At 44.2% G+C, this 11,806-nt stretch carries 16 protein-coding genes; 13 read left to right on the plus strand and 3 right to left on the minus strand.

The window, feature by feature from the left end; translation table 11 throughout:
* Positions 1–368: 368 nt before the first annotated feature.
* Positions 369–1,388, plus strand: a complete 1,020-nt coding sequence (locus D889_RS0114045) for a M1 family aminopeptidase (RefSeq protein WP_018962433.1) — start codon at positions 369–371, stop codon at positions 1,386–1,388.
* Positions 1,389–1,434: 46 nt separating this feature from the next.
* The gene (locus D889_RS0114050; protein WP_010632839.1) at positions 1,435–1,956 is read left to right on the plus strand and encodes a GNAT family N-acetyltransferase; all 522 of its coding nucleotides are present in this window, start codon (positions 1,435–1,437) and stop codon (positions 1,954–1,956) included.
* A 60-nt stretch (positions 1,957–2,016) separates the two neighbouring features.
* Here D889_RS0114050 and D889_RS0114055 read toward each other — a convergent pair whose 3' ends face one another.
* Positions 2,017–2,499: a tetratricopeptide repeat protein gene (locus D889_RS0114055; RefSeq protein WP_010632838.1), complete on the minus strand. Its 483-nt coding sequence runs from the start codon at positions 2,497–2,499 to the stop codon at positions 2,017–2,019.
* Between the two features lie 93 nt (positions 2,500–2,592).
* Between D889_RS0114055 and D889_RS0114060 the strand changes: the two genes are divergently transcribed.
* From D889_RS0114060 to D889_RS0114085, 6 genes are all read left to right on the plus strand, one after another.
* Positions 2,593–3,144 carry a hypothetical protein gene (locus D889_RS0114060; protein WP_010632837.1) on the plus strand — a complete coding sequence of 184 codons (552 nt, stop codon included), beginning with the start codon at positions 2,593–2,595 and terminating at the stop codon, positions 3,142–3,144.
* A gap of 64 nt (positions 3,145–3,208) precedes the next feature.
* Positions 3,209–3,535, plus strand: a complete 327-nt coding sequence (locus tag D889_RS0114065) for a hypothetical protein (RefSeq protein ID WP_010632836.1) — start codon at positions 3,209–3,211, stop codon at positions 3,533–3,535.
* A gap of 204 nt (positions 3,536–3,739) precedes the next feature.
* Positions 3,740–4,021, plus strand: coding sequence for a hypothetical protein (locus D889_RS0114070; RefSeq protein WP_010632835.1), 282 nt, complete (start codon positions 3,740–3,742; stop codon positions 4,019–4,021).
* A 112-nt stretch (positions 4,022–4,133) separates the two neighbouring features.
* The gene (locus tag D889_RS0114075) at positions 4,134–4,907 is read left to right on the plus strand and encodes a hypothetical protein (RefSeq protein WP_010632834.1); all 774 of its coding nucleotides are present in this window, start codon (positions 4,134–4,136) and stop codon (positions 4,905–4,907) included.
* Positions 4,908–5,014: 107 nt separating this feature from the next.
* Positions 5,015–5,470: an HIT family protein gene (locus D889_RS0114080; RefSeq protein WP_010632833.1), complete on the plus strand. Its 456-nt coding sequence runs from the start codon at positions 5,015–5,017 to the stop codon at positions 5,468–5,470.
* Between the two features lie 43 nt (positions 5,471–5,513).
* Positions 5,514–6,005 carry a GNAT family N-acetyltransferase gene (locus D889_RS0114085; RefSeq protein WP_010632832.1) on the plus strand — a complete coding sequence of 164 codons (492 nt, stop codon included), beginning with the start codon at positions 5,514–5,516 and terminating at the stop codon, positions 6,003–6,005.
* Between the two features lie 20 nt (positions 6,006–6,025).
* On the opposite strand, the gene D889_RS15210 is transcribed toward D889_RS0114085, so the two are convergent.
* Entirely contained in the window at positions 6,026–6,724 is a 699-nt protein-coding gene (locus D889_RS15210) for an aminotransferase-like domain-containing protein (RefSeq protein ID WP_010632831.1), read from the minus strand.
* A gap of 185 nt (positions 6,725–6,909) precedes the next feature.
* On the opposite strand from D889_RS15210, the gene istA reads away from it, so the two are divergent.
* Genes istA through D889_RS0114105 form a run of 3 tightly spaced genes read left to right on the plus strand, consistent with a single transcriptional unit; the run spans position 6,910 to position 9,583 of the window.
* Entirely contained in the window at positions 6,910–8,463 is a 1,554-nt protein-coding gene (gene istA / locus D889_RS0114095) for an IS21 family transposase (protein WP_010632830.1), read from the plus strand.
* A complete protein-coding gene (gene istB, locus D889_RS0114100; protein WP_010632829.1) occupies positions 8,460–9,224 on the plus strand; it encodes an IS21-like element helper ATPase IstB in 765 nt (254 codons plus the stop codon). Before istA ends, istB begins: the two co-directional genes overlap by 4 nt.
* 41 nt (positions 9,225–9,265) lie before the next feature.
* Positions 9,266–9,583 (plus strand): hypothetical protein, encoded by a 318-nt coding sequence (locus D889_RS0114105; protein ID WP_010632828.1) that lies wholly within the window; start codon positions 9,266–9,268, stop codon positions 9,581–9,583.
* Positions 9,584–9,589: 6 nt separating this feature from the next.
* Here D889_RS0114105 and D889_RS0114110 read toward each other — a convergent pair whose 3' ends face one another.
* The gene (locus D889_RS0114110) at positions 9,590–10,417 is read right to left on the minus strand and encodes an aminotransferase class I/II-fold pyridoxal phosphate-dependent enzyme (RefSeq protein ID WP_010632827.1); all 828 of its coding nucleotides are present in this window, start codon (positions 10,415–10,417) and stop codon (positions 9,590–9,592) included.
* Positions 10,418–10,520: 103 nt separating this feature from the next.
* Between D889_RS0114110 and D889_RS0114115 the strand changes: the two genes are divergently transcribed.
* On the plus strand, positions 10,521–10,949 hold the full coding sequence (locus D889_RS0114115) for a GNAT family N-acetyltransferase (protein ID WP_010632826.1): 429 nt from the start codon (positions 10,521–10,523) through the stop codon (positions 10,947–10,949).
* Between the two features lie 18 nt (positions 10,950–10,967).
* Positions 10,968–11,444: a GNAT family N-acetyltransferase gene (locus tag D889_RS0114120; protein ID WP_010632825.1), complete on the plus strand. Its 477-nt coding sequence runs from the start codon at positions 10,968–10,970 to the stop codon at positions 11,442–11,444.
* The last annotated feature ends 362 nt before the right edge of the window (positions 11,445–11,806 follow it).

An 11,806-nucleotide genomic window follows, 5' to 3' on the forward strand; every position in this document is an offset into this window, starting at 1 on the left:
CGCTTTAATGACTGGCGACGGTTCAAAGGCACCGCTCTGGAACCAGGAATCAGCCTGCAGGAACAGGTTAACCGTCTTTTGACAGAATGGGTTCAAATGAAACAAGAAATAGAAGAGCTAAACTATAAGATCACTCAATTAGAGCAGAAACAAACTGGAGAACCTCCATTCTGATCTGGCAATTAACATATCCCTCCTATTTACCAAATATTAGTGGGGGATTTTTAAATGACTAAATGGGGGATTTTTAAATTGACAAATACAAACCGGTCGATTGCCCGTCAATCCTGAACTTTTCGATCTACAAAGATTTGCGGATCGAATCAATCACATCCACATCAAGTATCGAGTATCAGATAGGAGATACAGTGGATCACTGGAGTCCTTTTATTACTGATGCAAAGTCGATAACCATAACTTTAAAGGACCATCGGAAAACTGGCAAACCCTTAACGCTTGTTTTTGATTATGAGGGCTGTATTCATGTAACTTCAAAGTATGAAGTGAACCGGATCACTAAAGAGTGGATTGAAATCGGCTTATATGCCCCGTGGTATCCGCTGCTCAAGAGTTTTGTTCCGGCTACGTTTGATGTCATCATTCATTTGGATTCAGCTTATCAAGTGATTAACGCTAAACGATCTGAAGAAGGTATCTTTGAGGCTCATCAAACGATCCCTCAGATCGACTGCCCAATCATTGCCTCTGATCAGTTTCGCCTCTGTAATATTGATTACCAAAATGCTGAAGTGAAAGTCTATTACACACAGGATGAGTATCGTCATGAAGTCGAAGTTATCTGCTCTTGTGTTGAATCAGTTCTTTCCAGTTATGAGGCATTTGGAAAAATTCAATCAAGAGTATTTTCCGTCGTTATTGCTCCGAGAACTAATGGTGGCGGCTATTGCCGTTCCGATCTGATCGTTGTCACTCCTGATGAAGAACGCAATGAGGCGGATTATTTTCGGTTTATTGCCCACGAACTGGCTCACTTATGGTGGCATGAAGCACCAACCACAAGCTGGGAAGACTGGCTGAATGAATCTTTTGCAGAATATTCAGCGCTAATGGCTTTACGCCAAAAATTCGGACAGCAGATATTCCTTGAAAGAATAATTGAATGTACTAAATTGGCGAAGGGTTTACCACCAATCATAGGGCTAAGCAGAAATGATGAAAAAGCACATACCGTGCTCTATGATAAAGGCCCGTTGATTCTGAATCAGCTTGAAAAGAGTATTGGCCGAAAAGAATTCATACGATTGTTACATACAATTCATGTTCAAAAGGTGACTAGCACACAAAAATTACTCGATGTTGTTGCACAAGAGACAAATGCCAAAACGAAACAAATGCTTGTATCTATGCTTCGATCAAAAAGAGATTGAAGATTCTTGGTCACACGAAAATTTTCTGAAAAGGGAAAATATGCCGATGAGTACAATTGATATCATTAACTACTCGAATGAATATGAAAGTGATCTTTTCAGGATATATCAGTCAATCATTAATGAGAAGGTATACCTGCTTACTGATCCCGCTGAGTTTTATATGAGCGAAGCCGATTTTGGCAATAGGATGGAGTCGCTATCCAGCAGCGGTCGGGAGAATACTTGGATTGCACTCGCAAATGGGCTGCCCGCCGGTTTCCTGTTTGTTCAGTCATCAAGTAAACATCACCTCCAGCATGTGGGATCATTCGGCATTGGTGTACTTGCAGAATATAGAGGAAAAGGGATTGGTCAAGCGTTAATCGTCAAGATGCTGGATTGGGCAAAGAAAAATAATTTGATCGAAAAAGTGGCATTGGGCGTTTTTTCAATCAATCAGGCAGCTATTCATCTCTATAAGAAAATGGGTTTTGTTGAGGAGGGACGAAAAGTTAATGAAATCAAATTCTCCCAAGGCCATTATGCAGATGATGTGTTGATGTATCAGATGGTTCAGGATGATTAAGCTTGTGTGTCATTCTTTTATCGAAATCTGCTAACGTCGCCCATAATATTGATACAACGATCAAAGATGATTGAACTTATCGCGCAGTGCACCGTGAAATCCGCCAAATGAAGCAGCATCCAGTTTGTTAATTAATGTCTGACCAAGTATTTTTACCGCTTGCTTAGCTTGATCATTATCCAATAAAATAAGACTGTAAAAACACTTTACTGCAATATCTTTTGGATACTTAATCAGCGCCTCTTTAATCGCTGCCATGGCTAATTCGTACTGTTTTGTATTGCGGTAGGAGGATGCCAGACAAATAAGTGCCGTCCGTTCTTCTTCACAGTGCAAGCCCAGTGCCAGTGCTTTTAGATATTTGGGGATTGCGCTGTCTTCTTTCGCCAGCTTATCGAGAGAAAGACCATAGCTAAGCCAGACTGAGCCTTGGTCCGGGTACTGATTGCTCAACTTCTCAAACAATTGAAGTCCTGCTTTTTCCTGTCCATTTTCCACTAATTTGAGTGCTTTCTGAATCCCATCTTCAATAAACTTATCCATTAGTAACACCTGCCATGTTTCAGAGATAAGTACTTTTCAAGATAACTTTATTGCCCCCTCTTCATTCAGGGTGCAAGGGCAGAGACGATTAGGATGAAAAAATTGAAAACGCTGTTTTTATTGCTTGTATGCTTAGCCGTCCTGACTGGGTGTCAATCAAACAGAAACGGAGGCAGCTTAGATACCTCTATATTACAGAAGGACAAATCAATTGGGCAAACATTAAGTGACAGTAATAAGTTACCCGTCAAATACACAGCAAAATCTGCGACGATTGCTTTAAGAGCTCTGCCATGGGATATGACGCTTCCGAAAATTCCTTTTAAGTCCCGCGGGTACAGTGATATAGAAATCCAGGATGTCAAACATGACGGGAAACAAGTTGACGTGAGCTTCACCGCGTTTTCCTCTGATGCAAGGCAAATCCTGTCCATTACGGCAAATAACTACAATGGAACTTACGAAAATCCCTCTGAAAATAATATAAGATTGAGAAAAGGCGTGAATGGCCACTATTCAAGCAAAGGAGCGATCACGTTCAGGTATAATAGAATAAATTACAAGGCCTCTCTACAAGATGAGCGTGCGAATAAAAATAAATTAAGAGACATTATCACCATATTAGCCAATCAAATGATAAAGTAAATCTATTAATAGTCCGTTTGGTTATGTTTCCGAATTCATAATTCAGGCAGGTGAGCAGGTTCTCATGAAGAATAAAAACGTAGCTATTGGCATCATTGCATTGTCTATCATGACTGCTTCCGGCTGTTCATATACGGACAGCGGCTCGTCCAAATCATATCAGTTTTCACCACGAAATTCCCTGACAATGGTCAAAAAGGCAGTTCCCTTAAAGATCGATCAGAAGGATCCTTATACTCTCAGACATGCCAAAAGCATACTGACGATTCACGGAAAGGCAGCACCAAAGAGTACGATCTTCTATCGTTTACCGCCGGACGCAACAGATAAACCTGGCACTGAAGCAGATCAAAACGGGCGATTTACGCTAAAAGTTCCAGTCAATTATTAGAACAATGCATTTAACGTTGTTGCAAGGAAAGCAAATTACTTAGAAAATGTCGTCGGTGTCGGTGTGGTTTACAAACCCTGGCTGATCAGCTACAAGTCTTTTTATTCAAAATATGAGTCTGCACGTTCAGCAGACCAGAGGGCTGTATCGATTGTAGAGAAACTGAACGGGGGCGGCATATTAAGCGTTAGGTATCCGAGTATTATGTTTCAGGGAGAATTTGATCCGGTTTCCCCCAGTCAATTGAAAAACATTTACCTGATTTATGACAAGGAATCCGGTACTGCAGAAGCTCTCGATCGATTCATCCACACATACATCGTGACGAGTGAAGCGCTGGGATTTAAAAGAGCAGCGACCGAAGCAGCGCTGAAAAAATTTGGATTAGGCAAGGTCAATTTGGAACAGCATACGGATCAAGTTGATGTCACGATCCGCGTGGATGATCACTCAATTAATACTCACTTTTCCCCTGCAGGATCATAAGTGGATGAATGATTATCCTAAGCTGGAAATCTGCGAACGGATCGGAACCTATTTTGCGGCAACCGATGTTAGAGGAAAATAGAAAAAATTTTAATGGGGATGACCAGGAAAATTGAAGAAAAAGTTGCTGCTTCTACTCATAGCTATTGTCCTGATCCTTGATGGATGTTCAGCATCTCCGGCTCAACCGAAGAAAGAAAAGATGAACACACCGACGCACATCACGAAAAAGCAAAAAAATGATGCGAATACGCCGCAATCCGTTGTCAGCAGCAGCGCGAATCCAAATCAACTGTTAACGGCTTCGCAAAAAATCAATCCAGATCTGGTTGGGGTCAATATCTCAGAAGGGTATCTTGAATTTTACGAATATGAAGGAAAAGGACGCGACTATTACAAACAGCCTTCCTGGAAATTACATAGATATATGGCCGAATCCAATCTTCCGCTGCTGCATGCGGTCGGCAATAATCCGAACTTCAAAGGCGTGTCGATTCGGATCTACGTGAACTTCAACCATAACTACGCGATTGAAAGCACAACCACCTACTCCAGAAAGGCGGTTCAAGCAGTAAATAATGCGCCGCAGACGAAGCCGGTTCAAAAGGTCCTGACGTTCTGGGGAAAATCAGACTATTCACTGATGGATCCGTTCATGTATCGCGATGATCTGAAATTTTATTTATCAGTTCGGAATAACAAGGACGTCTTCTTCCACGATCACAAGGTCGGTCATTATAACTCAATACAGCCGACGACGTTCGGCACCTTCTTGCTTCAGGGGACTGTCTCAGGGAAAATCGACCCAATGTATAACTGGGGCGCGACCGGAGCGATTGATCAGGATCAGATCTTAAGAGATCACGCGAATATGGTGTCGTATTAAAAGATGATTTATCCTTCTTCTTGGCTATCTTTATTTTTATCTGAATTTACGTATTGTCAGAAGTCTGACATGGGCTATAGGAATATCAGAATTTGGGGGTTATACATATGAATTGGAAAGAAAACAGAATTCTGTCAGCTAAACAAGGAACAAATCCGATGGTTCTAGCTGAGTTGAAAAGCGGTTACGCGGTCATCGGTGATACACAATTTCTGCCCGGTTATTGTGTGCTGCTTCCGAAGAAAGAAGTGCCATCACTTAATGACTTAAGCATCTCTGAGCGCGCTCAGTTTTTAACCGATATGAGCCGGATTGGTGACGCAATCATTCATGTGTGCCATCCGGTTCGGGTCAATTACGACATATTGGGGAACACCGATGCATTTTTGCATGCGCATATATTTCCCAGGTATGAGTGGGAGAATGAAACGCGGAGGAAAATGCCGGTCTGGCTGTACGATGCCTCAAATTGGTTCGATGAGGAGAAACAATTCAACCCGGAAAAGCACGGGAAAATTAAAGAGGCACTGTCAGATTACTTATCCAGAGTCTATGATAACTAATTTTTGAATCCGGACCCTCTTCAGCCGCACATGGAGAAAGGTGATGTTGGAGAAAATGGTAATCCGCGAGGCGGGATTCAACGATATCGGTCAGATTCAAACCATTGCTCAGATTACTTGGCAGGAGACTTATAGGCTGCTTATCTCGATAAATGTGCAACAAAAATTTCTAAGTATAGCTTACTCAACTCAGCGGCTAAAAGAGAGAATCAATGGATCCCTGTTTCTTGTTGCTCAGGAAGATAGTCAGATCATTGGATTTGGCAATTCATTTGTTCAAGAAAAGCATGCAGAACTTGCAGCAATCTATGTTCTCCCCGATAAGCAAAGAAAGGGAGCAGGGAGTGCTTTGTTAGAAGAAACACTTCAGAAATTAAACGGGATTTCAAGAATCACTGTAGACGTCGAGAAAGGGAATACCATCGGTGAATCTTTCTATAAACGGCATGGATTCCGACTGATTGACGAGTACGAAGATGATTTTTCAGGATTTAAATTACAAACTGTTAAACTGGAGCGTTTACTTCCAGGGTAATCCAGATTAGCCTTGTCATCTTATCTCCATGCGTGGGCCAGTTGTTTTATTCCTTCCCGGATCTCATTTTCTGTCAAGCCGCCGTAGCCGAGGAGGATCTGCGGATGCTCAGGAGTGCGGTTCGCCGCATAGTAAATCGATGTCGGATAGACCTTGATGCCATTGGCCCTTGCAGACTCAATCAGTTCCTGCTCGCTCATTCCATTATTCATTTCGATAATCAGATGGAGTCCGGATTTCTCCCCAATAATCTTTCCCTGTCCTTTAAAGTGCCGCGAAAGTTCCTGTACAAGGATCTGGTGCTTTTGTTTGTACAGCGTTCGCATCCTGTTTAAATGATGCTGCCAGTCACCGTTTTCCATAAACCGAAAAATGAGCTGCTGATTCAATGTTGACGCAGTTTGTTTGATCAGTCGGAATTTCTGCTGGTATGGGGCAACCAGGGAAGGGGGCAGCACCATATAACTGATCCGAAGCGATGGGATGAACAATTTGGAGAACGTGCCGAGATAGATCACCTTTTTCCCCTGATCAAGCCCTTGAAGTGAAGGAATCGGTTTGCCGATATAGCGGAACTCGCCGTCGTAATCGTCTTCGATGATGTATCGATTGGCATTGGTATCCGCCCATTGGATCAGCTTCATCCGTTTGGAAACAGGCAAAATCATCCCGAGTGGAAATTGATGCGACGGAGTGACGTAGACAATGCCCTGATCCATCGATTGAATGGAATCAACGTCCAGTGATTACGGCCAATGGAATGTACCACCTCTGCCATCTTTTTTACCACCGAATGCCAGAGAATGTACCAATTAATGACAACCCTATTTACCACTCAATCCCTCCTGTATAATGAATGAGCACACCGCAGGTGTGCCAAATTCATTTTTTAGGAGGTGTTTTTTTGCTTTACTATCGAAAGGTACTGGAACTTCATGAGGAGGGCGTTAGTCTACGAGGCATTGCCTCAAGTACGGGGAATTCTCGGCAGAAGGTCACAGAAATCATCCAAAGGGCTAAGAAAAAAGGTCTGGTCTGTCCCCTGGAGGACGACATGACTGATCAGTGGATTGAGAAATTTCTCTATCCAGAGAAAGCACTGGAGGCATTAGGACGACAGCCACTGAACTTTGAACTTATCCATGAAGAACTGGCTAAGCCCAACGTTACACTCTCACTTTTGCATCATGAATACGAAGCTGAATGCCGTCTCAATCACAAGATCCCATATTCCTATCGAAGTTTTGTAAGGCATTACAGTCGCTATGCGGAAAAGTATAAAGCGACCCTGCGCATTCGCCGAAAACCAGGTGAAATCATGGAAGTAGATTGGGCCGGATCCACGGCCTCTGTGGTTGATAGGGATACCGGAGAAAAGATTAAGGCTTATCTCTTCATTGCGACCTTGCCGTGCAGTCAGCTATCCTATGCCGAAGCAACGTTTTCCATGAACCTGCGGTCCTGGATTACAGCTCATCGTCATGCTTATGAGTATTTTGGTGGGGTAACGCAGATTGTGGTTCCGGATAATTTAAAGACCGGAGTCACCCGACACACAGCCAGGGAACTGGTTTTAAATCCGGTTTATAAAGAAATGGCAGACTATTATCACACTGTCGTGATGCCGGCACGCGTCCGGACACCTCACGACAAAGCCAATGTTGAAGGCTCCGTTGGGATCTTGTCCACCTGGATTCTGGCTGCTTTAAGAAATACACTGTGTTTCAGCCTTGACGAGTTGAACCAGGCCGTTTGGGAGAAGTTGGAGGAATTCAACAAGCGTCCTTGTACACGCAAAAAAGGCAGCCGATTTTTGGCATTCGAAGAAGAGGAGAAATTTGCCCTTTCTCCCCTTCCTTACCCACCCTATAAGATGTCTGAATGGAAAACGGTGAGAGTCCGTCCAGATTATCACATCTCGGTAGAAAGCATGTTTTACTCTGTCCCCTACGAGTACATCAACCAACAGATTGAAGTAAAATTATCGGACGATTTCGTTGAAATTTTCTTCAACCATATGCGTATTGCCTCTCATCCACGATTATACGGAAAGTTTGGCCAGTTATCTACTCTTCGCGATCATATGCCTGAGCATCACCGATTGTATGTGGATCAGACTCCGGAAACCGCCCAGGACTGGGCCGAAGGGATTGGTTCAGCCGCAGTTCGCCTCGTTCGCTACATTTTGGCGACTTATCAGACGGAGAAACAAGCCCTCCAAGTTATTTTTTCATTCAAGAAATTGGAACGTCGTTACTCCAAATACGAAATCGAACGAGCTTGTAAAACCGCCTTTTCAATCACTGAACGACCGACGGTCAAAATCCTGCAAACCATTTTGAAGAATCATAAAAAAAGCGACGCCGAACAAGAGCGAAAGCGCCAAAACGAAAGTAACAATGACTCCTATGGCTTTACTCGCGGCGCTTCCTATTACGGAGGGAAAGACGAGCAATGAACGAACAAACGTTAACGAAGCTGTATGAAATGAAGCTCAAGGGGATGGCTGAAACCTATCAGGAACAGGCCGGCCAGACCGATTTCCAAAAATTGAGTTTCGAAGATCGTTTCTCCCTACTCGTCGATTGCGAATATTCGCGACGCCGAAGCAACAAACTGGAACGGCTGATCAACGCAGCGTCATTGATCTATGCCCATGCCTCAGTTGAAGACATTGAGTATTACGAGGATCGCAAGCTGGATAAAGCTTTGATTCTTAAGTTATCCTGTGGCAACTATATTCAGAATCACCATAATGTCATTCTAATGGGTCCGACGGGTTCCGGGAAATCATTTCTCGCTTGCGCCTTCGGTGTTGCCGCCTGCCGGCAGTTCTTCAAAGTTGTCTACCGGCGTCTGCCGGAGCTTCTGGATGAATTAGCCCTTGCCAAGATGGCTGCCAACGGCAGCTATCGCAAGCTGATTAAAAAATATACGAAAGCGGATCTGCTTATTCTGGATGAGTGGCTCCTCACTGATTTATCGACAGAAGAAGTGTCAACGCTTCTGGAAATTACTGAAGCACGGCACAAGACGGCCTCGACGATCTTCTGCTCGCAAATTGATCCACGGGGATGGCATCAGAAGCTCGGCAATGAGACACTCGCCGAAGCAATTCTGGATCGCATTGTCCACGATTCCTACCGTATTTTCATCGATGGTGCCGTTTCGATGCGTGAACGCCACGGCTTAAAGAATGCCCCATCATCGGTCGAATGATTGTCCCCCATAACAAAATAAGAAAACAGGGAGAGTAACAGATGAGCAGACTCGATGCCGACGAAGCCTTTCGCTTGATTCATCACTATATGGTGAAAGTCGAAAGAGAAGAGGTTGACCAATGGCTGAAAGAAGATCCAGCCGTCCAATCGGATACGGAAGGGATCATGGATGAAGCGTGGATGTATCGTTTCAATGCATGGCTGCAGTGCAAAGGAACCGCTCATGAAATGGGTATTGATCCACAAACGAAAATAGACCGACTGCTGGATGAAATTGACCGGCTTAAACAAGAGATTAAACAACTGAAAAGCGAAAAGCTTCTCCTTGAAGCCGAACTTGGACAAGATCCCTTTTAATTGATCTTATTTTCTCAATTCCTCTATTCTATCTGTGTAGAATAGAGGATTTTTCATGTGGTAAGCACTTTGGCAATCGCTGGTAAAATGTTTGGCATTCGGTGGTAAAAAAGATGGCATGGCTGGTACAATTCGTTGGCCGTATTCATCCAGACCGTCCGGTTCAACTGGAATGTCGGCGAGTTCTAAATTACTTTGTTTGACCAGCTCGCGGACCCGATGAAAACCCGGATTCTCCATGGCAAAGGGCATGTGGTCCGGCTGAAGGCTGAGCAGCTGTCCGAGCAGAAGTTGTGTTCCGGCACCGATCACGATTTGTTCCGGTGTGCAGGATACTGCTCTGGACTGATAGAGATAACGGGCAATTTCCGCTCGAAGAGGAAGGGATCCTTGAGAAGGACCATTTTGAAAATAGATTGAACCTTCCGGAGAAAAGATCTGCCGGTAATACTTTCGGATCAGTTGGAAAGGAAAGTGTTCACGGTCTACTTGTCCGTGACTGAAATCGATCACGATCTTTTCTCTGCTCTGATGCTCCGCTTCATTTGCCACCGGATCATTAACACGGACTTTGTTCATGTGTTCATCCTGGTAAATGACGAACATGCCCTTTCGAGGGCGGCTTTCTATATAGCCCTCAGCGAGCAGCTGCTGATAGGCATAATCGACGGTGTTCAGGCTGATGCCCAAAAGTCTGGAAAGAACTCTTTTGGAGGGCAGACGGGTCCCGTAAGGCATTCGGCCTGAACGGATTTCCTTAATAAAGAACGTATACAATTGAACGTAAAGCGGCCGGCTGTCATCAGGATGAATCAACGGCAGAACCAATTTCATCCTCTCCATTCTCTATCTGGTACCTATGACTTAGCTGAATCTGACTCTGTTACCTGAACCAGTTATCGCATACAATCAAAGAAAAAGAAAGGTGCTGAGTCAGATGGAGACGATTAAAGAATTAAGAAACAAGGAGGAGTGGCTGAGTGCCTACCCGGTGATGCACCAGCTTCGTGTTCGCCTGGATGAAACAGCATATCTGGAATTCGTTGCGGAAGCCAGCCGAACGGAGGAATATCATTTGTTCGCTCTGGTTGCTAACGGGCGAATTGTTTCAGTGACCGGGTTTATGCCGATGACCACTTTGTACTATGGAAAGTTCGTCTGGGTCTGCGATCTTGTTACTGATGAAGCGGAAAGATCGAAAGGATATGGGAGGAAACTGCTGGAGTTCGTACAGAACTGGGCTGCGGATCATCATCTTGAAACCGTTGCGCTGTCGAGCGGACTGCAAAGAAAAGAAGCACATCGTTTCTATCAGGAGAAGATGGACTTTGATAAAGTCAGTTATGTGTTCAAAAAAATATTATGAATTTGGTGGTAACGTTCCATGTCTTTGATTGATTATCGAGTTGCAGCAGGTTCAGATGCCGCGCTCATTCGCAGCCTAATGCGCCGGGCGTTTGCTGAGTATCAGAATTCAGCTGCACCATCGAGTGCGATGCAGGAAACTGAAGCTTCAATTCAGACCGCTATGTCAGAAGGCGAGCAGGCACTGATTGCCAGTGAAGGAGACGGACCAGTCGGGATGATCAGGTATCTTTTGAAAGAGGATCATCTGTACTTTTTTCGCTTGTCCGTCACTCCAGAGGAACAGGGCAAGGGGATTGCCAAAAAGATTCTGCAGGAACTTGAAAGTGTGGCTCTTGAAAACGGTAAACATGAAATACGCTGCAGAGTGCGTCAGAGTGTTGGTCGTAATCTGCATCTCTATCAGTCTGTTGGCTACTGTGTTTATGGCCAAGAGATTGTTCATAAGCCGAGTGGGATTAACATTGATGTGGTAAAAATGAGCAAGACCCTGTAATGGGAGATCGCCGTTCAAAAGGATGCTTTAATAATGATCCTTGATGTCAGAATCGGAGAGTTGCTCCTAATCAGGCAAAAGTTATAATGAACGAAACTAGCCCCACTATCGCAGCAACGTGGGTTGATTGAAGTACAATAAAAATGCATCAAGGACTTCAAACAGAGCCACAACGCGAAGGGAGCTAGCATAATGAATCATAACATAATTTACGTCGGTTTGGATGTTTCTAAGGATAAGATTGCCATGGCGGTCGCTCCGGAAGGCCGGCGCCAGCCGGATTATATCGGGATGATGCCTAATCAGGCTTCGGCAATACTCCGACAAATGAAGCGGTTAGGAAAACCCGAGCAACTCCGGGT

The organism is Sporolactobacillus vineae DSM 21990 = SL153, assembly GCF_000377985.1.
GTDB lineage: Bacteria > Bacillota > Bacilli > Bacillales > Sporolactobacillaceae > Sporolactobacillus > Sporolactobacillus vineae.

What these genes read in the sequence shown, in the direction of transcription:
- D889_RS0114115 (WP_010632826.1), top strand. Translation starts at nt 10,521, where the DNA reads ATGGAGACGATTAAAGAATTAAGAAACAAGGAGGAGTGGCTGAGTGCC.
- D889_RS0114105 (WP_010632828.1), top strand. Translation starts at nt 9,266, where the DNA reads ATGAGCAGACTCGATGCCGACGAAGCCTTTCGCTTGATTCATCACTAT.
- istB (WP_010632829.1), top strand. Translation starts at nt 8,460, where the DNA reads ATGAACGAACAAACGTTAACGAAGCTGTATGAAATGAAGCTCAAGGGG.
- D889_RS0114065 (WP_010632836.1), top strand. Translation starts at nt 3,209, where the DNA reads ATGAAGAATAAAAACGTAGCTATTGGCATCATTGCATTGTCTATCATG.
- D889_RS0114110 (WP_010632827.1), bottom strand. Translation starts at nt 10,417, where the DNA reads ATGAAATTGGTTCTGCCGTTGATTCATCCTGATGACAGCCGGCCGCTT.
- D889_RS0114055 (WP_010632838.1), bottom strand. Translation starts at nt 2,499, where the DNA reads ATGGATAAGTTTATTGAAGATGGGATTCAGAAAGCACTCAAATTAGTG.
- D889_RS0114070 (WP_010632835.1), top strand. Translation starts at nt 3,740, where the DNA reads ATGTTTCAGGGAGAATTTGATCCGGTTTCCCCCAGTCAATTGAAAAAC.
- D889_RS15210 (WP_010632831.1), bottom strand. Translation starts at nt 6,724, where the DNA reads ATGGATCAGGGCATTGTCTACGTCACTCCGTCGCATCAATTTCCACTC.
- D889_RS0114085 (WP_010632832.1), top strand. Translation starts at nt 5,514, where the DNA reads ATGTTGGAGAAAATGGTAATCCGCGAGGCGGGATTCAACGATATCGGT.
- D889_RS0114050 (WP_010632839.1), top strand. Translation starts at nt 1,435, where the DNA reads ATGAGTACAATTGATATCATTAACTACTCGAATGAATATGAAAGTGAT.
- D889_RS0114120 (WP_010632825.1), top strand. Translation starts at nt 10,968, where the DNA reads ATGTCTTTGATTGATTATCGAGTTGCAGCAGGTTCAGATGCCGCGCTC.
- D889_RS0114080 (WP_010632833.1), top strand. Translation starts at nt 5,015, where the DNA reads ATGAATTGGAAAGAAAACAGAATTCTGTCAGCTAAACAAGGAACAAAT.
- D889_RS0114060 (WP_010632837.1), top strand. Translation starts at nt 2,593, where the DNA reads ATGAAAAAATTGAAAACGCTGTTTTTATTGCTTGTATGCTTAGCCGTC.